Origin of the sequence: Acetobacter nitrogenifigens DSM 23921 = NBRC 105050, assembly GCF_000429165.1 — a bacterium.
Lineage (GTDB): Bacteria > Pseudomonadota > Alphaproteobacteria > Acetobacterales > Acetobacteraceae > Acetobacter > Acetobacter nitrogenifigens.
In genome coordinates this window covers 25,380-51,893 of sequence record NZ_AUBI01000013.1, presented here as the reverse complement: position 1 = coordinate 51,893, position 26,514 = coordinate 25,380, and the positions used below count along the sequence as shown (strand labels likewise).

The 26,514-nt window shown below is 59.3% G+C and carries 20 protein-coding genes, 1 tRNA gene and 1 riboswitch; of the genes, 13 read left to right on the top strand and 8 right to left on the bottom strand.

Translation table 11 applies throughout. The features are described from left to right. The first annotated feature begins 293 nt into the window (after positions 1 to 293). Genes G442_RS0114050 through G442_RS0114040 form a run of 3 tightly spaced genes read left to right on the top strand, consistent with a single transcriptional unit; the run spans position 294 to position 5,133 of the window. Complete coding sequence (locus tag G442_RS0114050; RefSeq protein WP_026398507.1) at positions 294 to 2,240, top strand: PrkA family serine protein kinase; 1,947 nt, start codon at positions 294 to 296, stop codon at positions 2,238 to 2,240. A 26-nt stretch (positions 2,241 to 2,266) separates the two neighbouring features. Beyond that, complete coding sequence (locus G442_RS0114045) at positions 2,267 to 3,580, top strand: YeaH/YhbH family protein (RefSeq protein ID WP_026398506.1); 1,314 nt, start codon at positions 2,267 to 2,269, stop codon at positions 3,578 to 3,580. After that, entirely contained in the window at positions 3,577 to 5,133 is a 1,557-nt protein-coding gene (locus tag G442_RS0114040; RefSeq protein ID WP_211229152.1) for a SpoVR family protein, read from the top strand. The genes G442_RS0114045 and G442_RS0114040 overlap by 4 nt, the downstream gene beginning before the upstream one ends. Before the next feature lie 327 nt (positions 5,134 to 5,460). Here the strand turns inward: G442_RS0114040 and G442_RS0114035 are convergent, their stop codons facing one another. After that, a complete protein-coding gene (locus G442_RS0114035; protein ID WP_026398504.1) occupies positions 5,461 to 6,636 on the bottom strand; it encodes a glycosyltransferase family 2 protein in 1,176 nt (391 codons plus the stop codon). A gap of 213 nt (positions 6,637 to 6,849) precedes the next feature. Here G442_RS0114035 and G442_RS0114030 point away from each other — a divergent pair, with 213 nt between their 5' ends. Further along, a complete protein-coding gene (locus G442_RS0114030) occupies positions 6,850 to 7,668 on the top strand; it encodes a JAB domain-containing protein (protein WP_026398503.1) in 819 nt (272 codons plus the stop codon). Between the two features lie 322 nt (positions 7,669 to 7,990). Then, a riboswitch (SAM-I-IV-variant riboswitch) is annotated at positions 7,991 to 8,097 on the top strand. Positions 8,098 to 8,140: 43 nt separating this feature from the next. Beyond that, complete coding sequence (locus G442_RS0114025) at positions 8,141 to 9,091, top strand: homoserine O-succinyltransferase (protein WP_026398502.1); 951 nt, start codon at positions 8,141 to 8,143, stop codon at positions 9,089 to 9,091. A 93-nt stretch (positions 9,092 to 9,184) separates the two neighbouring features. Here the strand turns inward: G442_RS0114025 and G442_RS22410 are convergent, their stop codons facing one another. Together G442_RS22410 and G442_RS0114015 are read right to left on the bottom strand one after the other, a co-directional pair. Next, the gene (locus G442_RS22410) at positions 9,185 to 10,972 is read right to left on the bottom strand and encodes a putative bifunctional diguanylate cyclase/phosphodiesterase (protein ID WP_146882504.1); all 1,788 of its coding nucleotides are present in this window, start codon (positions 10,970 to 10,972) and stop codon (positions 9,185 to 9,187) included. 396 nt (positions 10,973 to 11,368) lie between these two features. Next, positions 11,369 to 12,607, bottom strand: a complete 1,239-nt coding sequence (locus G442_RS0114015) for an NAD(P)/FAD-dependent oxidoreductase (protein ID WP_026398501.1) — start codon at positions 12,605 to 12,607, stop codon at positions 11,369 to 11,371. A 250-nt stretch (positions 12,608 to 12,857) separates the two neighbouring features. Here G442_RS0114015 and G442_RS0114010 point away from each other — a divergent pair, with 250 nt between their 5' ends. Together G442_RS0114010 and G442_RS0114005 are read left to right on the top strand one after the other, a co-directional pair. Then, on the top strand, positions 12,858 to 13,559 hold the full coding sequence (locus G442_RS0114010) for an NAD-dependent deacylase (protein ID WP_026398500.1): 702 nt from the start codon (positions 12,858 to 12,860) through the stop codon (positions 13,557 to 13,559). Positions 13,560 to 13,584: 25 nt separating this feature from the next. After that, complete coding sequence (locus G442_RS0114005; RefSeq protein WP_026398499.1) at positions 13,585 to 14,166, top strand: uracil-DNA glycosylase family protein; 582 nt, start codon at positions 13,585 to 13,587, stop codon at positions 14,164 to 14,166. Between the two features lie 14 nt (positions 14,167 to 14,180). Here G442_RS0114005 and G442_RS0114000 read toward each other — a convergent pair whose 3' ends face one another. From G442_RS0114000 to G442_RS0113980, 5 genes are all read right to left on the bottom strand, one after another. Beyond that, positions 14,181 to 14,888 (bottom strand): MarC family protein, encoded by a 708-nt coding sequence (locus G442_RS0114000; RefSeq protein ID WP_051292336.1) that lies wholly within the window; start codon positions 14,886 to 14,888, stop codon positions 14,181 to 14,183. Positions 14,889 to 15,141: 253 nt separating this feature from the next. Then, the gene (locus tag G442_RS0113995) at positions 15,142 to 17,568 is read right to left on the bottom strand and encodes a TonB-dependent receptor (protein ID WP_026398497.1); all 2,427 of its coding nucleotides are present in this window, start codon (positions 17,566 to 17,568) and stop codon (positions 15,142 to 15,144) included. Between the two features lie 372 nt (positions 17,569 to 17,940). Continuing rightward, positions 17,941 to 18,342 carry a flagellar protein FlgN gene (locus G442_RS0113990; RefSeq protein ID WP_026398496.1) on the bottom strand — a complete coding sequence of 134 codons (402 nt, stop codon included), beginning with the start codon at positions 18,340 to 18,342 and terminating at the stop codon, positions 17,941 to 17,943. Then, entirely contained in the window at positions 18,335 to 18,739 is a 405-nt protein-coding gene (locus tag G442_RS24485; protein ID WP_084440613.1) for a rod-binding protein, read from the bottom strand. Before G442_RS24485 ends, G442_RS0113990 begins: the two co-directional genes overlap by 8 nt. Continuing rightward, positions 18,736 to 19,830 (bottom strand): flagellar basal body P-ring protein FlgI, encoded by a 1,095-nt coding sequence (locus G442_RS0113980; protein WP_051292351.1) that lies wholly within the window; start codon positions 19,828 to 19,830, stop codon positions 18,736 to 18,738. The genes G442_RS24485 and G442_RS0113980 overlap by 4 nt, the downstream gene beginning before the upstream one ends. A 219-nt stretch (positions 19,831 to 20,049) precedes the next feature. On the opposite strand from G442_RS0113980, the gene G442_RS0113975 reads away from it, so the two are divergent. The 6 genes from G442_RS0113975 (at position 20,050) to G442_RS0113950 (ending at position 26,467) form a co-directional block, all read left to right on the top strand. After that, positions 20,050 to 20,538, top strand: coding sequence for a flagellar assembly protein FliX (locus G442_RS0113975; protein ID WP_084440612.1), 489 nt, complete (start codon positions 20,050 to 20,052; stop codon positions 20,536 to 20,538). A 116-nt stretch (positions 20,539 to 20,654) separates the two neighbouring features. Next, complete coding sequence (dksA, locus tag G442_RS0113970; protein ID WP_026398492.1) at positions 20,655 to 21,068, top strand: RNA polymerase-binding protein DksA; 414 nt, start codon at positions 20,655 to 20,657, stop codon at positions 21,066 to 21,068. Positions 21,069 to 21,152: 84 nt separating this feature from the next. Further along, a tRNA-Thr gene (locus tag G442_RS0113965) sits at positions 21,153 to 21,227 on the top strand. Between the two features lie 365 nt (positions 21,228 to 21,592). Further along, entirely contained in the window at positions 21,593 to 23,014 is a 1,422-nt protein-coding gene (locus G442_RS0113960) for an MATE family efflux transporter (protein WP_051292335.1), read from the top strand. A gap of 184 nt (positions 23,015 to 23,198) precedes the next feature. Beyond that, complete coding sequence (locus G442_RS0113955; protein WP_026398490.1) at positions 23,199 to 25,523, top strand: adenylate/guanylate cyclase domain-containing protein; 2,325 nt, start codon at positions 23,199 to 23,201, stop codon at positions 25,521 to 25,523. Next, the gene (locus G442_RS0113950; protein ID WP_026398489.1) at positions 25,520 to 26,467 is read left to right on the top strand and encodes an MlaE family ABC transporter permease; all 948 of its coding nucleotides are present in this window, start codon (positions 25,520 to 25,522) and stop codon (positions 26,465 to 26,467) included. The genes G442_RS0113955 and G442_RS0113950 overlap by 4 nt, the downstream gene beginning before the upstream one ends. Positions 26,468 to 26,514 lie beyond the last annotated feature (47 nt).

The window sequence follows — 26,514 nt, the reverse complement described above, 5'->3', positions numbered from 1 at the left end:
AAAGGTCAGATCGAACCGGATCGTTTGCCTGTTTTTGCTCATAAAGACAAGATCGTCCGAGCGCTTTTCATAATGTCTTCATGGCGAACATGGAAAGGGAGAAACAGGCCGACGCAGGCGGCAAGCGCGCCGAAGGCCGAGCGGAGGAAAGCCCGTCTGGCTCGCCCCGAACGAAACAGCACGACAGGACATGTTGCGCCGCGCCGCGCGCAGGACAGGAGATTCTGGACCACCGTTCTTATTCGGCGCGATGACATGAACAGTGTCATCCGCCCTCGCGGAGATCGATATTGATGGCTTCTGTGTCGAACGTTTTCTCTCTCGCCACTGCGATGCGCGACCGCCATCGCGAGACTGAAATGAGCCTTTCAGACTATCTGGAACTCTGCCGCGACGATCCTTCCTGCTACGCCAGCGCCGCCGAGCGCATGCTCAAGGCGATCGGCGAACCGGAGATGGTCGACACCTCCCGCGACGTGCGTCTGTCCCGCATCTTTATGAACCGCACGGTGCGCGTGTATCCGGCCTTCGAAGATTTTTACGGCATGGAAGAGACGATCGAGCAGATTGTCGGCTTCTTCCGCCACGCAGCGCAGGGGTTGGAGGAGCGGAAGCAGATTCTCTATCTGCTTGGCCCGGTCGGGGGCGGCAAGTCGTCTTTGGGCGAGCGGGTCAAGACCCTGATGGAGCGCGAACCCATCTACATCCTGAAAGCCGGTAGGCATCTCAGCCCGGTGTTCGAGAGTCCGCTAGGTCTGTTCGACCCCTTCTCGATGGGAGAGGCGCTCGAGCGGGATTATGGCATTCCCCGGCGGGTGCTGACGGGAATCGCCAGCCCCTGGGCGTTGAAACGGCTTGAGGAATTCGACGGCGACCTTTCGCGCTTCACGGTCGTAAAGCTGCATCCGTCCAAGCTGAGGCAGATCGGCATAGCCAAGACCGAGCCGGGGGACGACAACAACCAGGACGTCTCGGCATTGGTCGGCAAAGTCGATATCCGGCAGTTGGAGCATTTCAGCCAGAACGATCCCGACGCCTACAGCTTTTCCGGGGGACTCAACCGCGCCAATCAGGGCGTCCTCGAATTCGTGGAGATGTTCAAGGCGCCGATCAAGATGCTTCATCCCCTGCTGACGGCGACGCAGGAGGGGAACTATGTCGGCACAGAGAATATCGGCTCCATTCCCTTCACAGGCGTTATCCTGGCGCACTCGAATGAGGCGGAGTGGCAGACCTTCCGTAACAACCGCACGAACGAGGCGTTCCTTGACCGTGTCTGCGTCATCAAGGTGCCCTACTGCCTGCGAGTGATGGAAGAGTCGAAGATTTACGAGAAGCTGATCACGTCGTCTGCGCTCAGTGAGGCTCCTCTCGCGCCGAATACGCTCGATATGCTCGCGCGGTTCGCGGTTCTCTCGCGTCTGAAATCTCATCCGAATTCCACACAATATGCGAAGATGCGCGTCTATGACGGAGAGAACATCCGCGAGACGGATCCCAAGGCCCGCACTATGCAGGAATATCGGGACTCCGCAGGCGTCGACGAAGGCATGGACGGCATTTCGACGCGCTTCGCCTACAAGGTGCTCTCCGCAACGTTCAATCATGACTCGACCGAGATATCGGCCGACCCGGTGCATCTGATGTACGTGCTGGAGCATGCGGTCAGACGGGAGCAGTTTCCGGCGGAGGTGGAGGCGAACTATCTCGCGACGCTCAAATCGGAACTGGCTGGCCGTTACGCGGAATTTCTTGGCAACGAAATCCAGAAGGCCTACCTGGAAAGCTACAACGACTACGGACAGAACCTTTTTGACCGGTATCTCGACTATGCCGACGCGTGGATAGAAGACCAGGATTTCAAGGACCCGGACACCGGGCAGATGCTCAATCGCGATCTTCTTAATGCAGAACTGACGAAGATTGAAAAACCTGCGGGAATCGCCAACCCGAAGGATTTTCGTAATGAAGTCGTGAAGTTTTCGCTTCGCGCGCGGGCGTCGAACGGGGGGCGGAACCCGTCGTGGACTTCCTATGAAAAAATCCGTGACGTGATCGAGAAGCGTATGTTTAGCCAGGTGGAAGATCTTCTGCCTGTCATCAGTTTTGGATCGAAGAAAGACGGGGAGACCGAACGAAAACACGACGAGTTCGTCGAGCGTATGGTGGCGCGTGGTTACACGGAGCGGCAGGTCCGACGTCTGGTCGAATGGTATATGCGCGTGAAGCAATCTGCCTGAGTGTCGCTTTCGGAAGGTCATGCCCCTTGGAAATCATCGACAGACGCTCGAACCCGCACGGTAAACATCTGGAAAATAGAAGACGCGCTCTGACAAGGGCGCGGGATGCGGTGCAACGCGCCGTTCGCGACGCTGTTGCGAATGGGAAAATCAGGGAGGCCGGGCAGGGAAGCGCTGTGTCGATTCCAGCTGATGCGCTGCATGAGCCCAGCTTTCATCGTATTTTTACGTCGGGGTCTCGCAACATCGTCCTGTCGGGCAACCACGAATTTTCCCGTGGAGACAAGATTCGCAGGCCGCCAGGAGGCTCTGGCAAGGGTGGCTCGGGAGGCGGCAACGCCAGCGACGAAGGTGGGGGGGAAGACAGTTACCGGTTCCTCTTGTCACGTGATGAGTTTCTGGACCTTTTCTTCGGCGACCTCGAACTGCCTGATCTGGTGAAACGAGAGATTGCGACGACAGAGGTAACGGCGCCGAGCCGCGCGGGTCTGAGTAACGATGGCTCCCCATCGCAACTCGATCTCGGGCGCACCATGCGTTACTCGATGGCGCGTCGTATTGGCCTCGGACGTCCGAAACCGGAGGAGTTGATCGAAATCGAGGCGCGTATCGCCGCCCTCGAGGAGAGCCGCCCGCTCTCAGCCGCCGACGTTGATGAACTCGAGGTGCTGAGGGAACGGCGAAGCGTGCTGCGGCAGCGGCTGAACCGCATCCCGTGGGTCGATCCTGTCGATTTGCGCTACAGGCGGTTTGCGCAAACGCCAAAGCCTTCGACGCGGGCCGTGATGTTCTGCGTCATGGACGTCTCGGGCTCGATGACGGAACGGATGAAGGATCTGGCGAAGCAGTTCTTCCTGCTGCTGCACGTGTTTCTCGAGAAACGTTACAAGACGCTTGACGTCGTGTTCATCCGCCACGCGGAAACAGCTGAAGAGGTCGATGAGGAAACGTTCTTCAACGACCCAAGAACCGGTGGCACTGTGGTCTCGACGGCGCTGGAAGAATTGCTCCGGGTGCAGAAAGCGCGATATCTGTCGCAGCACTGGAACATCTATGTCGCTCAGGCGTCCGATGGCGACAATTCCACCTCCGACACGCCAAGGACAGCTGAGCTTCTGGAAAGTGGAGTGCTGCCGCTCGTGCAGTACTACGCCTACATCGAAGTGATGGGATCAGGGGCGATCATCAGGGGCGACACCGATCTGTGGCGCACCTATCGCGGGATCGCGGCGCGGAATGAGCATCTTGCGATCCGACAGGTTTCTGATCGCAAGGAGATATTCCCGGTTTTCCGGGAGTTGTTCGCACGACGTCCTGCAACGCAGGGGGCTGGCGCATGAGTGGAGCGATGGAGAAGGCGACGGGCGGTAAAGGGTTGCTGTATCAGGGAGCGGAATGGAATTTCCGCATTATCCGCGACTGCTATGACGCCATCGAGGAAATAGCCGAAAAAGAGTTGGGCCTCGACGTTTTCCCCAACCGGATCGAGATCATCACGTCCGAGCAGATGCTTGATGTCTACACCACCAGCGGCATGCCGCTGACCTATCAGCACTGGTCGCACGGGAAGCGCTTCGTCAGCCACGAAAATGCCTATCGGCGCGGCCTGATGGGACTGGCTTACGAGGTGGTGATCAACTCCAACCCCTGCATCAGCTATCTGATGGAGGAGAACAGCGCGACGATGCAGGCGCTGGTCATCGCGCACGCGGCCTTCGGCCATAATCATTTCTTCAAAAACAACCGGCTTTTTCAGGAATGGACGGATCCGTCGCAGATTCTGAACTATCTGGAGTTCGCACGCGGTTATATCGCGCGCTGCGAGGAAGCGCATGGGCAGGAGGCGGTAGAGCGCATTCTTGACGCCGCGCACGCGTTGCAGAATCAGGGCGTGCATCGGCACAGCGGCGCCAGGCGGATCGACTTGCGGGCGGAGCAGGACCGCGCCCGAGAGCGGCGCGCGCATGAGGACCGGTCTTACAACGATCTCTGGCGCACCCTTCCTGTTTCGGAAGGCGCCGCCCCGCCGCGTGAGCACGAGCGCGACGCCCTGCGTCGGAAATTTGGACTGCCCGAAGAAAACATACTGTATTTCCTTGAAAAACACGCTCCGAGGTTGGCGGCGTGGGAGCGCGAGATCATCCGTATCGTGCGGTTGATCTCGCAGTATTTTTACCCTCAACCGCAACTCAAGTTGATGAACGAAGGCTGCGCGACCTGGGTTCATGACCGGATCATGACTCGTCTGCATGAACTTGGCCGTATCGATGACGCTGCGTTCATGGAGGCGATTCATTCGACTACGAACGTGATCACCCAACCGGGTTATGAGCAGGGATCAACCAGTTTCAACCCGTATGCGCTCGGCTTCGCGATGATGAAGGACATCGCGCGTGTTTGCGTCGACCCGACCGAGGAGGACCGGCGCTGGAGCCCGGACATCGCGGGTAATGGCGATCCCCTAGGAACGTTGCGGCACGCCTGGGCGGAATATCGGGACGAAAGCTTCGTGCTGCAGTTTCTGTCGCCACGCGTCATGCGCGAATTCCGCATGTTCCGCCTTCTGGACGATACCCGGGAACCTTATCTGCTGGTCGACGCCATTCACGACGAACATGGCTATCGCGACATAAGGAGGACTGTCGCCGCGTCATACGACCCGTCCACATTCTATGCCGAGCTTGAAATCGTGGATGTCGATATCCTTGGAGACCGTACCCTTCGCCTCGAACACAGGACCAGGAGCGGGCAGTTGCTGGCTGAAGACGATATGAAGCTTACGTTGAGGGGGTTGGCCAATCTTTGGGGCTATCGGGTCGTTCTGGACGAAATCGACGCGCCGAGCGGCAAGGTTCTGGCGTCGCACGAGGCGAACGCGTCGACTGGTGGGTGACTGGGCGGCATTGCGGCGCTGAATCTCGTTCCCGTACGTGAGTAAGCAGTTGTTCGGCATCGGAGGCGAGTTGCCTTCGAGCATGGGCCTCGTGCTTTGATGTTGCGTCTGGATGAGAGAAGGAATCGGAAACGGGTGAAGTGACATTGAATCGTTGGGCTGTCCCAGCGGAATTTCAACCACGGATCGACCGGTCACTTCTGAAAACGAGGCCTCCTTTTTCGCCGCGATTCTCGAACGGCGGTTATCAAGGTCTAAAATAGTCCGGCGCCCATAAATCATATATTTCGAGTGACGGACCTCTCCTGCGGTGGTTTCGAACGCGACTTACCCGGCGGCTTCCACCGCCGGTCGCGCGCCGGGGCGTCCGAGCAAGGCTTTGATTCGGTCCTTCAGCGAAGGGGGCAGGGCGACCCTGAACGCGATCCGGGCAAGCAACGTTGGCGCCTTTCTCCAACCGGCCAAACGGAACGCATCTTTGAAACGTCCTGCGAACGCCATGCGGATCGCAGCCGACATAAGGGCTTCCTGGAAGGCTCCATAATTGGCGGACCCGCAGGTCGTCTGTCCTGCCGCAACCGCCTGTCTGATAAACGTAACGTCGGTCCCGTCAGGCTCGAAAGGCCGGTAATAGCAAAGTTCTAGAAGTTTTGCCGAAACAGCCAGACGAAGCCAGCGGCGTTCATCGCTCGATGTTCGTGCAGCGGTCAGCGTCATCATGTCCTGAAGCGAAGCGGTCTGGCTGATGCCGCGCAGCAGCGTCTCGTTAAAATCGATGTCCGGTCTGTTTTCCAACCGCCGTTGCGCCGAGAGCGCGGCAAGCTGCGACCACATCGCCGCCTGTCGACCGCGAACGATCGAGGAACTCGAAATGCTGTCGTCGTGAATTCTGTAGGAGCCGAGGCAATCCTGCAGGTTGTGCAACCGCCCAACGGTGCGAAGACGCCAGTAGAGATCGGAGTCCTCAGCCACCTGCAAGAGACGGTAACCACCGGCGGCCTTCACGGCAGCCAGGCGCGCCATCAAAAGCGGTTGCAAGATATAAGGCTCCACCGCAGGGATGGCGCGCGCGTCCGCCTTGTCTGGATCTTTCCTTGTCGAGACTGTGCCGAGCAGGGCGCCATTGGCGTCAATATGGCGCGCACGTGCGGATACGGCGACGCAGTCGGGATTGCTTTCCAGATAGGCGAGTTCCATTGCAAAACGGTTCGGGTCGGACAGATCGTCCGCGTCATGGCGCGCGAGATACGGCGCGACGCAAAGCGCGAGGCCGGCGTTTAGCGCGGAGACGATTCCGCCGTTCGCCTGTCTGAGCACGACGATCCGCGTATCCTTCGCAGCAAGACGCTCAAGAATATCCGGCGTATCGTCCGTTGAGCCGTCGTCGACGATAATAAGGCGAAAATCCCTGATGGTCTGGGCGAGAATGCTGTCGATTGTCGATTCGATAAAGCGTCCAGCGTTGTAGGCGGACATAAGGACGTCGATTTTGGGCGGAGACATTCTCTCTCCCTTGTTTTGCAGAGCGACGGGCGCGCGCGGGATGATGAGGAAAGATTGCATGGTCGGCGCCGCTGGTCACGCTTTCTAAAAACAGGCTATATTCTATAAAACGATACGATCCGGCCGTGTGTTCGGCGCGGTGCCCGGTCGCTTGCGTTTCACCTGAAGTTTCTGAACACTTAATGCCCGTGCGTTACAGGAGCCAGCGTCCGCATGACCAAGACAGCCGGCGGGTTTGCCGATATGCGGATCGCCCCGCAAAAAGCTGATTACGCCATCGGTCATCTTCCCCACGCGCGTCCTTCGGGAAATACCGAGGCTTCGTTGTGGAGCGAGCGCGTCCCACCTCCGTGCGACAGCTACGGCGAACCTGCGCTTCCTGCCGAAGCGTGGAGACGGCTTCTTGATGATACAGCGCCACCAGCGGACGACGTGTCGGCTCTTGCCGCAATAATCTCGCTCGCAATGCCCAGGAACGAACGCCCTGAAGCGCTCGCGGGAACGCTGGTGTCACGCTTCGGCTCTCTCGCCGCCGTTTTGACGGCTTCGGAACAGGCTTTGCGTTCTGTCGCGGGCGTTGGCTCGCACCTCATTTCAGCCCTGTGCGTCGTGCGTGACGCTGCGCTACGCGTCCATCGCGCCGGGCTGCAGGACATTGATGTCCTGTCGAATCGGGAACGCTTGTATGCCTACCTTTCCGCCGTTCTTGCGCGGGAGACGATAGAGCAGTTCCGCGTTCTGTTCCTCGGCTCGGACGATCGCCTCATCGCGGACGAGGCGCAGGCGCGAGGCACCGTCAACCACACACCAGTTTACCCAAGGGAAGTGGTGAGAAGGGCACTGGAGGTAGGCGCGGTGTGCATCGTGCTGGTCCACAACCACCCGAGCGGCGACCCGACCCCGTCGCAGGACGACGTGGCCATGACGCGACAGGTGACGTCCGCGGCGGCTGTGCTTGGTCTTACGGTGCGCGATCATATCATCGTTGGAAATGGACGTTGGCTTAGTTTCTCGGACGCCGGGTTGTTGTAGACGCCCACTGGCCGATTCTCATCCCGCTGGGCGTCGCATGGAGAAACCGCCCGAAGAGCGGTCATGAAAATGCTTGCGAAACGGGGTCTTCGTCGGGCGAATGATCTTGTCGGGGCAGGCTCGCTCCGGCGGTAAACGTAACGCAAATCCGCTGCACAAACGGCTGTTGACGCGTCGGGCGCACGGGGAGCGCCCGAATAAATATGGCGTCGCTTCGTGTTCCGACGATGAATCGGTCAGGCTCCAGATATTCGCTGAACGCATGAATGATCGCCGTCAGAGGCGGCGCAGCTTGACTGCGCGGCCCGGCGCACTATCACTGGCGGCACATCAAGAGTTGGGCCGACGCCCGACGCCAACCTGCCGTCCGGGCAAGGTGGCGCTTCCGAAAGGGAGGATGCGGCCACGCCGGCAATCAAACGGAGTCCGCCACAGCGTCAGTCCAGATAAAAGCAGGACGACGCAGGACAAGATGCCTATAAAGATCCCTGATAATCTCCCGGCCCGCGCCACTCTGGAGGCGGAGGGCGTCATGGTCATGGGGGAAACTGACGCGATCCGCCAGGATATCCGGCCGCTCCGCATAGGCCTGCTTAATCTCATGCCCAACAAGATCAGCACTGAAACGCAGATTGCGCGGCTTATTGGCGCGACGCCTTTGCAGGTCGAGTTAAGCCTTGTGAGCATCACCGGCCACGTGTCGCGGCATACCGCAGCCGATCACATGACATCATTCTATCGTCCGTGGAGCGCCGTTCGTCAGGAACGTTTCGATGGTTTCATCGTGACGGGAGCGCCGGTAGAGCGCCTGCCTTTCGAAGCTGTGACGTATTGGGACGAGTTGCGGCGGATTTTCGACTGGACGCAGACCAACGTGCATCACACGCTGACAATCTGTTGGGCGGCTCAGGCTGCGGCGCGGCATTTCCATGGCATGCCGAAGCACCTGTTGCCGGAAAAGGCGTTCGGGATATTCGATCACGCCATCCTGGCGCCGGCGTCTCCGTATCTCGTGGGCTTCTCTGACGAGGCGGCGATACCCGTTTCCCGCTGGACGGAAGTGCGACGCGAGGACATTCCGTCCGCCTGCGGTCTCGAGGTTCTGGCCGAAAGCGCGGAGACGGGGCTGTGCATGCTCGATAACCGGCCGCATCGCATGCTCCATATGTTCAACCATCTGGAGTATGACGCCCGCTCGTTGGCCAGCGAGTATTTCAGGGACAGGGAGTTGGACCCGGCGACGGCGCTGCCCTGTAATTATTTCCCCAACAATGACCCTTCTCGTAAACCGTCGAACAGTTGGCGCAGCCATGCGCACCTGTTGGCGGCGAACTGGATCAACCATATCTACCAGACGACTCCGTTCGACTTGTCAGCTGTTGGACGGGAACAGCGCTCGCAGGAGATGGCCGGGCGCGCGTGAGGCGATCAGGTAGGCGTATCTGCAAGCATTGCTACGCGGATACGGGGCCGCTTTATAGCCTGAGATGTTCCGAGTCGGTCCGTCGATTTGATCCTACAGGCTGCGTTCCAGCGAAAGCGCGCCGCAGTTCAGGTTCGCTACGGCGTTTGCATCGGCCTCCTCAGGCGCTGGACGCCCGAGAAAATATCCTTGCACCTCGACGCAACCCACATCGCGCACTTGTTGCAGGTGTTGCTGCGTCTCGACGCCTTCGGCCACCGTCGTCACGCCGAGCGTGTGACCAAGTCGTGCGATCATATTGACGATGGCCGCGCTTTCGGGACGGTGAGCGGCTTCTCGCACGAACGAACCGTCGATCTTGATCTTGTCGAAAGGAAACGAGCGAAGGTGAGAGAGAGAGGAAAACCCGGTTCCGAAATCGTCGAGAGCTACGCGCACCCCCATGGCGCGCACTGCCCGAAGCTCCGACACGCAGTCGATTTCCTCGCTGAGCAGCGCTGTCTCGGTCACTTCAAGTTCGAGCCGGTGATTCTCCAGCCCGCTTTGGGTAAGCACCCGTTCCAATACGGGCAGGAGCGTTCCCTGACCTAATTGTCGGGCGGAAACATTGACCGCGACCGTCTCCTTGTTGGGCCAGGTCTGCGCCGTTCTGCACGCTTCGAGCAGAACGAATTCTCCAAGTTGATGGATAAGACCGCACTGCTCGGCGACGGGGATAAACTCTCCAGGGGATACCCATCCACGTTGGGCGTGATGCCAGCGAACCAGAGCCTCTCGGGCCACGACCTGACCCGATTCAAGGTTCGTTATCGGTTGGTAGAATACGAACATGCCGGAGCGTGTCTCGAGCGCCTCGCGGAGGTCGTTTTCAAGTCGAACGCGTTCGAGAAGGCATTCGGCCATGGCGTCGGTGAAAATTTTGACTGTTCTGCGTCCCGCAGCCTTGGCGTTGTAAAGTGCGATGTCGGAGTGCGCGATCAGGACATCGGCGGCTGAGCCATGATCCGGAGCGATCGCGAGGCCGACGGAGGCTCCGATCTGTACGACGACGCCAGATGACAGCCGATAAGGAGCGCTGAGGGTTTCGATCAGTGCGCGTGCGAAAGCGATCAGGGATTCATGATGCGTATCGTCGATGATCAGCGCGAATTCGTCGCCGCCAAGCCGCGCCACCACGGCGTTGCGGCGTCCGGCTTCCGTGATAAGACGTTCCGCGACGAGCTTGAGCAGATCGTCGCCCGCGACGTGCCCATATGAGTCGTTAACGAATTTGAAACCGTCCAGATCTAGGTAAAGCAGGGCGAATTCTGGCTCAGGTACGGCGAGACGCTCTTCTATGCGTTCAAAGAAGGTCGCGCGATTCGGCAAACCGGTCAGGGAATCGTAATGCGCGAGTAGAAGGATACTCTCTTCGGCGGCGACTTCGCGGGTGGCGAGGAACCACATGAGCATCGGCCCGATATAGCGTCCTGTCGCGTCTTCCAGAGCAGTGGCCCGCATGTCGATCACTTCGAAGCCGATGCGGATGCGTTCGCTGTGCGGCAAGTTGGCTGCGTCGGCGAACAGGGCTTTATGCCACTCGGGGTCCCTGTAGAGAATGTCGAGGCCAGCACCGACGAGACCACCAGGATCGACGGCCGGCGCATTGAAAATCGTCGCGAGGGAATGCTCCGCCAGGCGGTTTGCGTAGGTCACGGAGAAATTGGAGGCGTCGACCGTCATGACCGCGACCGGAAGAGTGTCGAGCATAGCCTGCAACCGTTCGCCATCGCGCCATCGGGAAGATGCCTCCGGGCGCATGCTTCCTGCGTGGGAGGTCGCGGCGCTCAGGCTGCCGCTGGCGGCCATAGCGCGTCGACGGTTGAAGCGGTCTGCAATCAAGTGTTCGGTCTCTTTTTGGGATGTATGAAGGGGCTCATGTCGCCATTGGCCATGAAAGTTTCCATGCACATTCAGCCGACGACGCCGTCAAAAGATAGCTTGAGACAAGTCTATTTTTTTGACAGCAACGGGAACTCCGGGTGGGTTTTGAACTATGCAGCATGCACTTGACAAGATACGTAAAATTTTACCCTGGGCAGACTGGCCGCTAGATGCGACTTCACGGCGGCGCCGAGGCCTGATACTTTCTTGTTGTAAATGGTTTTTTAGTGGTGCGTCGAGAAACTCGACCCAACGTTCCTGTAAAAATCTTAATTTAAAATCACATCGGCAAAAAAAATAACGAAAAACTACCGAATGCGGGCGCGCCGACAGATCGCGACGCGCCCGGTCTGCTCAAAACCGCGACGGTGTGTACGGATGGGGATCAATATAAGGCGTTTCCCCGTTCATCATTTCGGCAAGCAGTCGCCCTGTAGCCGGGCCGAGTGTGAAGCCCTGATGCGCGTGACCGAAGTGCAGCCACAACCCCGGATGGGAAGCCGCTGCGCCGACGACAGGCAGCATATCCGGCGTGCATGGACGATTCCCGAGCCACGGGGCGTCTTCTACCGCTCGTCCGAGATCGAAGAGTTCGCGCGCGCGCGCTTCAGCGCCGACGAGTTGTCTGGGAGAGGGCGCGGCGCCCAGTTTTGCGAATTCCGCGCCGGTCGTGACGCGCGTACCCCGTTTGGCGGGCACCACCACCATGCCAGCGACCGGATCCATCACGGGCGTGTTGAGACGAACGTCGGGTTTGTAATGCAGATGGTAGCCGCGCTTGATGAACAGCGGGTAGTCGTATCCCAGCTTCGTCATCAACTGATCTGACCAGGGGCCCAGAGCTATCACGGCCGAGGAGGCGTCGATCGATCCCGCATCTGTGCCGACAGTCCAGGACGAGCCCTTGCGGGCTAGCGTCATAGCGTCGCCCTGCACGATCTTGCCGCCCTCGCGCTCGAACAGCGCCGCGTATCGCTTCACGAGTTCGCCCGGATCGCGAACTAGCCACGGATCCGTCCAGTGAATGGCGCCCGCCATCCTGACCCGCAAGGCGGGTTCGCTGGCAGCCAAAGCATCTGCATCGAGAGCGACGGAATTGACTCCGAACTCCCGTTGCAGCCGACGGGCCGACGTTGTCTGGGCGTCAAAATCAGCCTCGGTCGGAATAAGCTGCTTGAACCCTACGCGCGCAAGCAGATCCTCGGCTCCCGCAGCTTCGATCATCGGGGCGTGTTCGGACAGGCAATGGCGGATCAGCGCCTCATAGCTGCGGACGATCGAGCGATAACGACCCGGTCGGCTGTTCAGCCAGTAACGCGCCAGAGGCCTGACCAGCCCCGGCATCGCGTCCCAATGATACGTCGCCGAATTGTCACGTCCGAGACCGATGCGGGCGAGCATCCGTATATCGTGAGGGAATTCATGCGGCTCGACGCACTCACGCTGTATAAGGCAGGCGTTCCCGTAGGACGTTTCTTCGCCGGGCCCCCGGCGGTCGACGAGGGTGACTTCAAATCCCCGTTGCAGCAGATGCCACGCAACGCCGACGCCGCACATGCCGCCGCCAAGAACCAGTACGCTTCTACCCGCCATGTTTACTCCAGCCGCTTGATATGACGCGGCGCAGCACGCGTCCGGCGTTTGAACACAAAAGAAAGGCGCGACCTGTCGAATCGGGTGCGCCGCCTCAGCAGGTCGTCTCGTAACGATATCGCACTGATAAAGTCTGGGCGAAAGGCCTCACCCTCGCAGGAAGCGATGAACGCAGGCTTGCCGCCGCTGTTGGCGGTCTATGCTCGTCGTGCGACGTTCGGGCGAGAGACATCACTACGGACACGCGTGCATGAAGCGGATCGTGATACTGACGGGCGCAGGCGTCAGCCGGGAATCGGGGCTTGAGACGTTTCGCGATGACGGTGGGATATGGTCGCAGGTCAAGCTGGAGGACGTGTGTTCTCCTGAAGGCTTCCTTCGCGATCCAGCTATGGTCGACGCGTTCTATAATAAACGGCGACAGGAGTTGCGCGGCGTTTCGCCAAACGCCGCGCATCAGGCGTTGGCGGAGCTTGAGAACGCTTACCGCGACGAGCCGGAGGATGCGTTCCTGCTTGTTACCCAGAATATCGACGACCTGCATGAACGCGGCGGATCACGAGCCCCCATCCATATGCATGGCGAACTTTTACGCCTGCGCTGCATGAACTGTGGCGTGACGCCTGAGTGGACCGACGACTGCGATCGCACCACGCGGTGTCCGGCGTGTCAGGAGATGACGCTCCGCCCCGACGTCGTCTGGTTTGGAGAAATGCCTCTCCATATGGAGCGCATCCTCCGCGCCCTGCGCTGTTGCGACGTGTTTGTGGCCATTGGCACATCGGCGACTGTCTACCCGGCGGCTGGCTTCGTGCAGGAGGCGTCCGGACATGCGCATACCATCGAACTGAATCTCGTCCCGTCCGACGCGGCTGCGTTGTTCGACGAGGGGGATTATGGCGCAGCCACGAAGGTAGTCCCACGCTTCGTCCGGGATTTTCTGACTGCATGACACACGTCCCTGCAGGTGTGGTCTGGTGAGCGAGGCGGCGCTGGAGGCGCTCGTGCGGGATATCCGCGCCTGCACGGTGTGCGCTGGCGAGTTGCCTCTCGGTCCGCGCCCGGTGCTTCACGTATCGACCACTGCGCGTCTGCTGATCGCCGGGCAGGCGCCCGGCACAAAGGTGCACGCGAGCGGACAGTCGTTCACCGATGCATCGGGGGACCGCCTCAGGGAGTGGCTTCAGATGGATAACGCGATGTTTTATGACGTACGGCGCGTCGCGATCCTTCCTATGGGTTTCTGTTACCCGGGGCGTCTGCCGCGTGGCGGCGACAGGCCGCCACGGCCGGAATGTGCGCCGCTCTGGCGTGACAGGGTTCTGGCGTTTATGCCCGATATCCGTCTGACGCTGCTGGTCGGCGCCTATGCCCAGAACCATGTTTTAGGGCCGGGAAACGTCACCGCACGGGTGCTGGATTTTCGCTCTTTCCTCCCGCGTTACTTTCCGCTGCCGCATCCGTCCTGGCGGACCACCGGTTGGGAGCGCCGCTCTCCGTGGTTTGGAGAAGACGTGTTGCCGGCGCTGCGCGAAGCGGTGAGGCAGGCGCTAGACTGACTGGACTGCATCCTTCACGCCGGTGGCGTGAGCACGTCCCGCGCGAAGCCAATGACGCCGCCGGCCGCGATTTGCACGCCGATGCACAGAAGGATCAGAGCTGCGAGGCGGCTGAGAATACGGGTTCCCGTGACGCCGAGAATTTCCGTCAGGCGTTCGGCATAGGCGTAAGCGATCCAGACAGTGATCGCCACGACCCCAGCGGCAAGGGAAATTCCAGTGCTATAGGATAGAAAATGTGATCCGGCGTCACCCGAACTCAACGTGATCGCCACGGCGATGCTTCCTGGGCCGACCGTAAACGGCATGGTCAATGGGAAGAAAGCGATGTCGTTCCACTGTGGAGAGGTTATGGGGCGGCCTGCTTCCAGAGCCTGCTTTTCGCGGCGAGCTTCTGTTGTTTCTGGGCTTTGCAACATCGCCCACGCACGAACTGCGACCACCATGCCGCCCGAGACGCGCAGCGCATTGATGGTGACGCCGAAAAAGCTCAGCACGGCGCTGCCTATCCATACAGAGGCCAGCAGCAGCACGAACGAGTAAAGAGCCACAGTCCGCGCAATCGTGGCGCGCTCTACGCGTGAGCGTTCTCCTGTCGCCTGCAGGAAGATAATTGAGGCGCCCAGTGGATTGACGATGGAGAACAGGGCAGGGAAGGCGAGCAGAAAGCTGTCCCGCACGATGAGCGCTGTTTCGACCGGGTGAACAGGAACGTGGGGCATTACCGCCACGAGCGTCTCCGCCAACCGACGGCATGATGCGCCTCAGTCTCGAAATCGATCATACGGCCTATAGTCACGTCCGCCCGCTACAAAAGGTGATCGTTGATTTGTAGCGGGCCGTCGGTTTCGCGCAAGCGCTATTCATCAGGTGCGCAAGTGAGGGTAACGGGAAGTGCGCAAAGATATCGCGAGGCGCATTGCTGATGAGCGATGCATGTTCTCCGGCGTGGATGCTCCGAAGAACATGGGCAGGTCAATCGAAGTGCTTGCGAAGTGTGAAGAACACCATACGCGGCGCCCCGGCCTGAAGCGTTTGGAAAGTGCCCGAAGGATCGGAGTTCTCGAAACCGTTGCTGCCAACGGTCGCAACATAGTGCTTGTCGAACAGGTTGGTGACGTTGACCTGCGCATCGAGCCCACGGAGGAACCAGTTGGAGCTCTGGAAGCGGTAGCCGACGTTAAGGTTGAAGATCACGTTGCCCGGAACATACGCGTCGTTCGTGTAGGTGTAGTAACGGCGATCCTGGAACTGCATCAGCACGTTGCCCCAGATAGCGCCGTCGTCGTAGCCGAGCTGCAGGTTGGCGAGGTTACGGGGCATCGCGACGACGTTTTTGCCCTTGATCCGAGCCGACATCACGCCGTTGGAATAAACATTGTTATTATAGAACGAATTATTGAAGGCGTATGACCCGAACAGTGACCAGTTGCGCGCGAATATCCAGTTGAAGGCCATATCCACGCCGCGCGCGGTGACGCCGCCGACATTGGAGAGAACCGACGCGTTGCCCTGAATGCCCACGCCTTGCGTTACTGCCAGCAGACGGTTCTGGAACTCGACGTAATATCCAGTGATTGACGCCTGAATAACGCGGTTGTGGAAGCGATAACCCAGTTCTTCCGTGTTCGACATTTCCGGTTTCAGCTTTCCTTTGAGGACATGAAAGCCGGCGGTGGTTGTTGAGAATGGCCCGGAAGTCTGGGCGCTGTCGTACGCCGCCATGTTGCGGGCGTAGTCTGCGAAAAGTTCGTTGTTCTGATTGATACGATAATTGACGCCGACCTGCGGCAGGAAGCCGTTGGTGCTGTTGAGTGAACCCGAAGGATAGGTCGTGGCGAGAGGCGTGCCCAGATAGTTGCCGTTCATGGCTCGCGCGTTGTTATCGACGATAAGGGACTTGAAGCCGTAATTGACCTTCAGGTTGGGCGTGACGCGCCAGGTGTCCCCAATATGAACCTGATACGTCCTGGTGTTGAACGCGCTCTGCCATTGGGTCTCAAAGGAATTACCTTTGTACCAATGGATTGAATCAGGCGTGCCGTTCTGACCCAGGGGGTAGAACCGGCGAGCCTGTTCGAAGTTGTTGTTTTCAAACCAGAAACCGCCCTCGATCGTATGGTTGCCGATTTTGTATGTCAGGCTACCGATAAAACCTGCGCGGTGAATATCGTATTCCGTTGTGCGGACTGAAAGGGGCGAACCGCCGAGCGCTGCGGGCGTGGCGTTGTAAGGGGTCACCCAGACGCCTTCGCCGGAGTTTGTATGACCGTATCCCGTGATCGAGCCTTTGAGGCGGTCGGTGATGTCGAAATCGAGCTTGCCATAACCCATTGCGTCCTGACGAAGTCCGGCCGCGTTGTAATAGGTGGTGTCCTGATTCTCGATCCCAGCCGGAAACGCCGTTCCGTTTTGGTATGCGGACCCGATCTGCTTGGCGAGCGAATAGTTCCCGGTGATATTGTCCAGTCTGTACCCATAACGTCTGATCATCGAGAGCGACAGATCCTGATAATCGTTCTCTGCGCGCTTGGACCAGTCGCCGAACAAGGTCAGTTTTACGTGCTCGCCAAAGGGCTGAATGAATTTGGCGTTGGCCTGATCCTGAATCTGGACGCCGTCACCCTTCCACTTGTTCGCGCCCTGATGATCGTAAGAGACATAAAACCGTCCGCCACCTGGCAGTTCGCCGCTGTTGACGCGGGCAAATGTCCGCCACGTTGCGGCTGAACCTACTGTGCCGGATACATCGACTCCAAATTTTTTGGTCGGATCGATCGACGTAAACTGCAACGCACCGCCAAGGTCGTTCGAGGCGGCGACGCCGATAGATCCTGCGCCCTGGGTCAGGGTAGCCGGGCCATTGTTTTCGGTCTGGAGTGCGCGTCCTATGGAAAGACCGTTGTCGTTGCCATAGGCGAGGTTTCCAAGCGGAATTCCGTCCATCGTGAAGCCGAGGCGACTCTGATCAAAGCCTCGAATGATGATCTGCTGCGACCACTCGTAAGACCCAAGCGGATCTGACGACGTGAACATCACGCCCGGGAGCTTGGATAACGCTTTGAAAGGGCTGGTGCCGGGGACATATTGCTGGATCGCGGTGTGGCTGATGGTCTGCGTCTCTTTCGATGCGCCAGCACCGAGCACAACGATAGATTCGCTTCCGGCGGCCTCCGCGCGCGACGCAGATGAGTTAGGTGCGGGGTGCGCAGAGTGGGCTGCCGTCGTGACTGGACGATCATTGGGCTGAGTCGACACCGGAGGCTGATATGCGTGGCTTCGGTTTGTCGAGCGCTTCGCCTTGTGCTGCGCCGTCGTCGGGCTCTGGCCATAAGACGCAGTCGTTGCAAACAAAACAGCCGCCCCGGTAAGGCACGTGGTAATCGCTAATGTTAATTTCATCGGTGTCCGCAGCTCTTTCGCCCAGGGATACCCCCTGCGGCGGCGGAAGATAGATTTGCGGGGGCAACGAGTCCTGTGATCGTTTTATGACGCTGGTTGGGGCGGCGGGGGGATTTATGGCGTCAGTGCGTATGCGAACGAGTGACGCTGTTCTTTCTGGGAGCGGTCGGTACACAAGAGGCGGCGAAAGCCTGCCTCGTGGTCGAGTTATTCGGGAAATAAACAAGGCCGTTGAAGCTATTTACCCCGTAGGGGCTGAGTGTTCTTCCTATTGTTTGGCGTAAATCAACTGTATGCGAAGATATTTCTTGTTATATTTTCAATGTAAGTTTTCCAGTATTTCAAAGCAAGTAGATAGCAGCCGCTTGGGCGTCACGCATTGCTCCTAAATGCCCTCGCGGAGACTCGGCCGTGCGTCATATATGATCCACTCTGACCGTAATGGGTCGAGTGCGGAGCCGCCAACGCAGCGTCGCTGAGCAAACGAACAACATAACTTTGAATTGTCATGGCCTGTTGCAGCAATTCCTTGTTACGCTCTAGCGTGTCGTTGAGACGTGTCACCGCATCCGAGACTTCTACGGCGCAGCAGGCGTCAGTGGAGCCATCCGCGCGCTCGCAAATTGGAGCTAATCGCGACAGTCCTGCAAGTGCGGCCTCTTTCTTTGACAGCAGTGCAGTCGCGGCCGGAATATCGCCTGCGGCAAGATTCGCGTTCTCTTCCTCGACCACCGAAAGAACAGTTTCGATCGCCACAAGCATATTGTCAGTCATCTTTTTTTTCCTGCATCGCCAGAATCTGCCGGTAGATCGAGCGCGCCAGCCCAAGGCCGCCGCTTTTCTCCATTTCCTTGGCCATTTCGGTGATCAACATTGGTTTGAACGCCGCCTCTCCGGCGCCTCCGCCAAAAAGCTCTTTCGATTCATCCACTGTTGCGAACATTGGTTGAAGAAATTGTGCAGTCGTCATCGCCTCAAAGTCGGTCGCAGCCTTCCAGGCTTTCGCGTCGACGGGACCTTCTGCCGAGCCCGGAAGGAGCAGGGTTCCGGCGGAAGTAGCCTCATCTGCGTTCCAATTTGTGGGCGCCTTTGCGGATTGGGGCAGAGGGGACGCCGTCCCGCGATTGTCCGAACGTGCATCGCCGTAGGAGGTGGCCGAAATGATGGTCATCGAACTTCCAGATCCGCTTGCAGGGCGCCGTCCGCCTTGATGGCCTGAAGAATGGAAATCATGTCGCGCGGCCCGACGCCGAGAGAATTAAGGCCAGCGACGAGGTCTCCCAAAGTGGGGCTGTTTCGCAAAACACCCAACTTGGCGTTGTTGCCGTTGTTGACGTTTATGTTCGTGCGAGGAACCACGGCTGTCGTGCCGTTCGAAAGTGGCCCAGGCTGCGACACCATAGGCGTCTCCGTCACCTGGATTGTCAGATTGCCCTGCGCGATTGCGACAGTGCTGATACGGACATCGTTTCCGATGACGATTGTGCCGCTGGCGTCATCGACGACGACTTTGGCGAGCGTATCCGGTTCGACCATCAGGTCTCCGATCCGATACAGCGCTTCCATGCGGTCTCTGGCGCTGAGATCGAGCGCTATCGTGCGTGGGTCTTCGACTGAGGCCACGGCGCCGCGCAACGCCGCATTGATCACTTGCGCGACGCGTGTCGCGGTCGTGAAATCCGGGTTTCTCAATGACAGGTGAATGAGTTTTCTGTTCGCAAGGTCAACGGGAACCTCACGCTCGACAATGGCGCCGTTGGCGATATGCCCGTTGGTCGGGATGTTGTGCACGATTGACGCCGCCGCGCCCCTCGCAGCGAAAGCATTGGTCGCGAGAGAGCCCTGTGCGACTGCGTAGACCTCGCCATCGGCGGCCATCAATGGCGTCACCAGAAGCGTTCCCCCCGTAAGATCGCTGGCGTCGCCAGTTGCGGAAACGGTCACGTCGATTCGCCCGCCGCCATGCGAAAACGGCGGGAGGTCGGCCGTCACCATCACGGCCGCAACGTCGTGCGTCTGAAGCTGGATTTCCTGATCGCGGATGTTCACGCCAAGGCGGTTGAGCATGCTGATCAGCGTTTCGCGGGTAAACAGCACGTTCGTCAGCTTGTCGCCGGTTCCATGGAGGCCGACGACAAGCCCGTATCCTATAAGCTGGTTGCTTCGCACGCCTTCATAATCGGCAATATCCTTGATGCGAACCCGCGCGGCCTGCGCGCTAGCGCTGAAGAGACAGGCCCATCCGACCATCAACCCCGCCATTACGCGACGCCGTGCAGGCGTCAGGTAAATCTGCGCTTTGCCTAAGGGAAGGAACATGCCGATTTTTGCCACTCGTCAACTTTTTCAGAGGACACTATGCGGACGAAGAGCAAACAATTCCTCAACGAGCATGACGGGACGGACGATGTCGGAGAGAGGCGCTTCAGCGGTTAGTGAAGGCCGTCGCAGGTCACGTCGATCGCCAGTCGGGTAGTTTTTATGACCACGCTTCATCCTATCGGACGCGCGCCACTTTATACGGGGAGGAAAATCACCCCGAGGAAATCTGTGGTCCCGGGATTCACGCTCGACGGCCCCAATGAAGAGATGGCCGTCGCCTCTTCCACGAATCTTGCGCCGTCGGGTCTACTCGCCCTCCAGGAACTGGAGGCGCAGGGTGATGAGCGAGTTCCTGCAAGCAGGACACGAGCCGACATGACGTGGGGAAAGGACGCCACCGACGCGCTTCGGTCCCTGCAACTGGCCTTGTTGTATGACGGCGACGTGTGTTTCGCGTTCACTTCCCTGAACCGGCTTCTTGAACGCGCGCCTCCCGTCGCGGAGGCAGGCCTGCATGACGTCATTGAAGAGATCCGGGTGCGCGTCGCTGTCGAAGCGGCGAAAGCCGAGCGATGGGCTGCGCGCCTGCGCGCGCCCGGCGTTCATGAGCCGACGAGCGACGGGTCGTTTTCGTTATCGAGCAAGTGAACCGCCTTTCGTCGCTGAGGACCTTCTGTGCGATTCGTGCTTGGCGGGGCGGAAAGGCGAGGGTATAAGCCGCGCATTATTGGGCTTTTTCCGGCCCATGAGCGGAGACGCCACTCATGATCACACTTCCTCCGGATTATACGCCATCCGAAGCCGAAGAATTCATGAACCCCCTGCAGGTTGAATACTTCCGGCAAAGATTGCTGAAATGGCGGGCCGACCTGCTCAAGGAGGCCGGAGGCACCTTGGCCAGCCTGTCTGAAGGCGGGATTCACGAAGCAGACGTCACAGACCGCGCCAGCGTTGAAACTGATCGCGCGCTTGAGCTTCGAACCCGTGACCGGGCGCGCAAGCTGATCGGCAAGATCAATCTGGCGCTGCAACGCGTCGACAATGGATCCTACGGTTATTGCGAGGAAACTGGCGAGCCGATCGGCCTGAAACGCCTTGACGCACGTCCGATCGCCACTCTGTCGATCGAGGCGCAGGAACGTCACGAACGGATGGAGAAAATCCACCGCGACGACTGACCTCGGCGAAAAAAATCTGCCGAAACGGTGGTTTCGAGGGTTGCGGCGAAGAGCCACAGGCTGTAGCTACCCCCTCACTCCGGCGCTGCTGTAGCTCAGTGGTAGAGCACTCCCTTGGTAAGGGAGAGGTCGACAGTTCAATCCTGTCCAGCAGCACCATGATTTCATTAGATATTTTAATTGCATCGATATGAGTTTCTGTGTCGGGTGGCGCATGGAACTCACAGTGAAATGGCTGAGCCTGCTTGGTTTGTCGCTGGCCCGTCCAGGCAAAGCGACCGGAGACCCTGCGAATACGAGTTCGATTGCCGTGGCCACGGGCGAGCGTTGCCTATGTCGTCTTCCCAATCATCAATCACATCATGCACATGCAAGACTCATGGACGATGTGTTACAGATGCCGTATCCGGATCGGATATTCACCGGGGCGTGACGCCGCTCGCCTCAACGCTCCAGGACAGCGCTGCCGATGATCGGAATGGTCGCCCGCCAGGTGACGGGACTGCGGCCATTGGCGGAAGATCATGACCGATATCGTTCCAACAGGTCTGGACGAACAACTCGCCCGGGACGTCACCGTCGACATCGCTGCGTCCAAGGGGCGTGGTCGCCGGCTGACGTGGCGTTTCTTCCTGTTCATGGCGCCCGTGCTTTTTGACACCGTCCTGCAATCGCTTTCGGGGACAATCGGTAATATCTATGTCGGTCGCCTGTTGGGACCGCATGATCTGGCCGCGGCCAGTGCATTCTATCCGATGTTTCTCGTGTTTATCTCCTGCGCCGTGGGGTTGGGGACGGGCGCGAGCATTCTGGTCGGCCAGAACTGGGGCGCGGGCGATCAGGGCGAAGCGCGCACTGTCGCGTCGGCGGCGCTGGGCGTCGCTTTTGCGCTAGGGTTCGCGATCTGCGTCTTTGGTCAGGTCTCCATCCGCCCCTTGCTGGTCCTTTTTGGGACTCCTGCGGACGTTCTGGATCATGCGGTCCGATACGCCGCTGCGATTCTGATGGGCGCGCCGGGGCTCATTTTACTGGTGGTTACGGCTATCATCCTTCGGGGCGCTGGCGACAGCGTGCGTCCTCTGGTGATGATGATCGTCCAGATTCTGACATCGCTCCTGCTGACGCCCATCCTGATCGAGGGGAGGTTCGGAGCGCCCGTGCTTGGCGTCGCCGGTTCCGCGGCGGCGGCCGTTATCGGCTGGGTCGTGGCCCTGATCGTTGTCGGTATCTGGCTCAGGCTGTCCCGTCATGCGTTGGCGCCAGATCTTGAAATGGCGCGGCAAATTTTTGCTCCGTGGCGGGTGCTTCGTCCGATACTGCTGCTCGGCTTTCCCACGATGGTCGAAATCATGACAATGGGCGTTGCGGAGATCGCTCTGGTTGGCAGGATCAACAGCTTCGGATCCGATATGACTGCGGCTTACGGGCTGTTCGTCCAGACGCTCACCTATATTGAATATCCCGGCATGGCGGTCGGTATCACTGTCTCCGTTCTTTCCGCTCACGCCATTGGGGCGCGTGACGAAAAGGAAGCGCGCGCGGTGTTGCGCCTCGGTTTTTGCGTGGCGTTAGCGCTGGCCGGAGGGCTTGCGGCGTTCGTGACGTTGGATCCCGCGTTGATCGCGTCGCTGTTCACTTCCGACGCGCATGTGGTTGCTCTTGCGTCACATGCGTTTCGTGTCGTGATGTGGAGCGCAACGCCGCTCGCGCTGGCTGGCGTGCTCGGGTCCGCCATGCGCGCCAGCGGTGACGCGGTTGGGCCGATGGCTCTTCTTCTTGGCGCGATCATCTGCGTCGAATTGCCTGCCGGATATATCGCGGCTCACCTTTATGGCGCGTCGGGAGTGTGGTTCGGTTATCCGGCCAGTTTTTCCGCCATGTTCGTCTTTACGGCACTTTACTGGGCGATCCGCTGGCGTCATCGGTCTCTAACGCCTATTACGTAACGCACTGTTTCCAATGTTCGATCGAACCTCGGGGATGGTTCGTCGTTGACTCCCTTGTGAACCGCAGGGCTGCCGTGTTCACCACCGCGTGACGCATGGCCCTGTTATGAATAGATTGCCGCCGACTGACGTCCATTGCGCCCCCCGTCAGGAGCAGGCGCCCCAGTGAGAGGAAGCCGGACTCTTGGCCTCGCACGAGATTGTCGATCCGACTGAACAGACCGGCCGGACAACCCGACAACGCCTCGTTCAAATTGGCGTACCCCTCCTCAGCGTTGCGTTGATCCTTGCCACCATCGGCGGGATCGGCCTGCATACCTATCGTTCGACCCGAGCCGGGGTTTTGGGTCTGACGCATGATCTGCTCGACTCAGTGCAGCGATATGTCGTGCAGGACGTGACGGGGTATCTGTCTGCGGCGACGACAGGCGCTTCCTTCGCGCAGGATTTTATTGGCCACGCTCGGTCGGCGTCGAAAGATATCGCATTCTACGCCTATGGCGGCTCGATGCTCCGCCTGGTGCCACAGTTGCAGTCTTTTTACCTGGGGGATGAGAAGGGGGGCTTCATTCTGATCGAGCGGGATCCGCACGGAAAGGGGATGGAGTACACCCAATTACGCCCCGGAGCCGATGGTGCGGACGGTGTGTTCCATCATGATTTTTATGATGAGCACGGCAAGCTGCTTCGCTCAGAAGAAAATCCCGCCGATCACTACGATCCACGCGACCGCGGTTGGTTCAAGAGCGCCATTGGCAAGGACGAGATTTCATGGTCGTCGCCGACATTGTACGAGACGACGAAGCAACTGGTCATCACCAGTTCAATCGGACTCACGGGAACTGACGGCAGCAAGTATGTGTTCGCGATCAATACGTCGCTGAATCTGTTGAGCCAGTTCATCGATGGCCTCAAGATTGGCAAAAGCGGCAAGGCGATTATCCTGGACAGCACCGGGCATATTATCGCCGGGCACGATTTCTCCCGGATTGTCGCTCGCGCCCATGGCGATCCGTCTCAGATGCTTCTGGACCCCAAGACGCAATCCACGTTTCTGCAGGTGTATGACCGTTTCCGGGTGCGGGGCGTTGGATCTCATGCATTCAAGTCCGGCGGCAAAAACTATATAGGCATCGCTGAAAATCTGCCGACGACCGATGGCTGGGTTTTGCTGATGGTCGCGCCGGAAAGCGACTTCGCTGCATTTGCGCGGACCAGCGGACGTGAGAGCATCCAGTTCTCGGCTATCATTGTCGCACTTGCCGCGATTCTCGCGGGACTTCTGGCGCATCAGAGCAGAAAGACCGATCGCGCCAATCGGGAGTTGAAGCGGCAGAAAATGCAGACGGCCTCCGAAGCGGATGCACTGCAACGTTTGGCTGATACTCCGGACCTTTTTGACGGGGCCAGCGAACCTCTGTCGTTGACCGAGGCGTTAGCGAGAACCAGTCATGCCCGGCGGGTCGCGATCTGGCGCCTGCTTCACGATGGAACGGCGTTGATATGCGACGACAGTTACGACAGTTCGCTTGACGCTCATTCCGGTGGTTTCGAACTTTCCCGCAATGAGTTGGAAGAGTTTTTCAAACTTCTGGATGCGGGCGAAGCGGTGAACGTTGCGGTGGCCAGCAGGGATCAGAAAACCGCTGGTTTCTCCCGCCTGATGATGCGTGAGGCCGGAACGACGTCTCTGATCGTGCATCCGATCCGGGGAACAAGCCACGGAGCTTCCGGCGTGATAGGTATGATGACGCTCGAGGACGCCGTGTTTGCGCCGCATCTGGTTTATTTTGTCGACATCGTTGCGGCGCTCGCGGCCGTCAGGTTCGGCGCCGCGGCCGAAACGACTGCCGTGACGAGTGAGTCCGAACTTCTCGCGCCTGCTCCTGCTGGATTGTCCACGCCAAGGTTCGATGAAGCGCTTGTGCGTCCGCCTGTGGTGGCCGGCCAGACGACGCCGGGCGCCTTTCCCAGCGTCGCTGTGATGGTGATCACCTTCAGCGATCCGGTGATGGAGAGCGGGGAGAGGCCGGAGGCGCTTCTCAAGCTGATCGACCAGATCGCCACGGAAGTTCAGAATATCGCGCGGACGCACGAGCTTTTCTCGGTCAAGGTGGCTGGTCACAGGTTGATCTGCGTCGCGGGGTGCACTGCGGAACCGGACCCCAGTGCGATCAGACGTTTGGCTGAGGCGGCGCTAGCGCTGCGTGAGCGCTGCGTGATGCTGCTCTCGGCAGCGAATATCGAACCCATTTTCAGCATCGGGATGGATTTTGGTCCGGCTCTGGGTGGTGAGTTGGGGCAGGAACCTAAAACGTTCAATCTCTGGGGGGAGACTGTCACTCTGGCTGAGCTGATGGCGCAGGGCGCCCCGGACGTCGGCACGATTGAGGTGACCGAACGGGTCTATCAGGCCTTGCGCGATCGTTACCTGTTCCGCAGCCGTGGTTCGTTCTATGCGCCAGGTTCGGGAATTGGGCGCGTCTACGTGCTCGCCACGCGGCGATGAGCGACGATCAGCCAGACACGCCGCCAACCGACGGCGGGAGCCAGCGCGACGGGGAGGCTTTTGCCGGGACGGCTGGCGGCGCCGAACGTCCTGACGAGGAGTGCGTCGCGCATTACGCTCGCGACGATAATCAACCGAACGAGAACGCCCTTTCCGGCAAGATACGGGTGTTTCTGGCCTTCATCGGCAGCGTAACCCGTCATCGGGTGTGGTTTCTCCTGATTATGCTGGGGACGATTTGGGGCGTTCTGCACGAAAGCGTTCGTCCTAACACCTGGCGTCGGACCGTCCGTTACGAATTTCGTACGACGCTTGGTGAGGTCGCTGGCGGGGGGCTTGTGGCGACGCTCGTCACTGGCACGCTGACCGGGTTAGGGGGCGTGTCGCAGGCTATCTACTGGCTTGGGTTCGCCGGGATGTCGAAGATGACGGGCCCGCTGCTGGTGACCGTTATCGTACGTGAAATCGCGCCCATTCTGGTGGGCGTGCTTATGCTCGGACGCAGCGGGATGCTGGCGCTTACCGAATTGGGGATGCTTACGACCGGCGGGCAGGTCAAGTCGATGCAGGCGGAAGGCGTCGATCCTTTCTTGTTACTGGTGCTGCCGCGTACTCTGGCCTTCACCGTGTCGGGCTTTACGCTTGGCATACTGTTCTCCGTAGCGTCGCTTGCTACCGGTTATGTCGTCAGTCGTGCCTCTGGGGCGATTTCTAACTCCATCTGGTCGTTTTTTTACGACGTCGTCACGGCCATGACGCCAGCCGATTACATCCTCATCCCGCTGAAGTTCATCGTCGTTGGATTTCTGGTGGGGCTCGGTTGTTGCGTCAGCGGTCTGACGGCGAGCAGCGAAGACACGGTGTCGACAATGTTGCCGCGGGGCTTTTCGAGAGGAATGCTGATCGTCATGGCCGTAAGCGTCCTGTTCAGCCTGAAATTGTGAGGGAGACCGGCTGTGTCGCAAGAAGAGTCGCCTCAATTGGCTGGGCA

Excerpts from the sequence above, each read along its gene's own strand:
- G442_RS0114050 (WP_026398507.1), top strand. The coding sequence starts at position 294 with ATGGCTTCTGTGTCGAACGTTTTCTCTCTCGCCACTGCGATGCGCGAC.
- G442_RS0114040 (WP_211229152.1), top strand. The coding sequence starts at position 3,577 with ATGAGTGGAGCGATGGAGAAGGCGACGGGCGGTAAAGGGTTGCTGTAT.
- G442_RS0114035 (WP_026398504.1), bottom strand. The coding sequence starts at position 6,636 with ATGTCTCCGCCCAAAATCGACGTCCTTATGTCCGCCTACAACGCTGGA.
- G442_RS0114030 (WP_026398503.1), top strand. The coding sequence starts at position 6,850 with ATGACCAAGACAGCCGGCGGGTTTGCCGATATGCGGATCGCCCCGCAA.
- G442_RS0114025 (WP_026398502.1), top strand. The coding sequence starts at position 8,141 with ATGCCTATAAAGATCCCTGATAATCTCCCGGCCCGCGCCACTCTGGAG.
- G442_RS0114015 (WP_026398501.1), bottom strand. The coding sequence starts at position 12,607 with ATGGCGGGTAGAAGCGTACTGGTTCTTGGCGGCGGCATGTGCGGCGTC.
- G442_RS0114010 (WP_026398500.1), top strand. The coding sequence starts at position 12,858 with ATGAAGCGGATCGTGATACTGACGGGCGCAGGCGTCAGCCGGGAATCG.
- G442_RS0114000 (WP_051292336.1), bottom strand. The coding sequence starts at position 14,888 with ATGCCCCACGTTCCTGTTCACCCGGTCGAAACAGCGCTCATCGTGCGG.
- G442_RS0113995 (WP_026398497.1), bottom strand. The coding sequence starts at position 17,568 with ATGAAATTAACATTAGCGATTACCACGTGCCTTACCGGGGCGGCTGTT.
- G442_RS0113990 (WP_026398496.1), bottom strand. The coding sequence starts at position 18,342 with ATGACTGACAATATGCTTGTGGCGATCGAAACTGTTCTTTCGGTGGTC.
- G442_RS24485 (WP_084440613.1), bottom strand. The coding sequence starts at position 18,739 with ATGACCATCATTTCGGCCACCTCCTACGGCGATGCACGTTCGGACAAT.
- G442_RS0113980 (WP_051292351.1), bottom strand. The coding sequence starts at position 19,830 with ATGGCGGGGTTGATGGTCGGATGGGCCTGTCTCTTCAGCGCTAGCGCG.
- G442_RS0113975 (WP_084440612.1), top strand. The coding sequence starts at position 20,050 with ATGACCACGCTTCATCCTATCGGACGCGCGCCACTTTATACGGGGAGG.
- dksA (WP_026398492.1), top strand. The coding sequence starts at position 20,655 with ATGATCACACTTCCTCCGGATTATACGCCATCCGAAGCCGAAGAATTC.
- G442_RS0113960 (WP_051292335.1), top strand. The coding sequence starts at position 21,593 with ATGACCGATATCGTTCCAACAGGTCTGGACGAACAACTCGCCCGGGAC.
- G442_RS0113950 (WP_026398489.1), top strand. The coding sequence starts at position 25,520 with ATGAGCGACGATCAGCCAGACACGCCGCCAACCGACGGCGGGAGCCAG.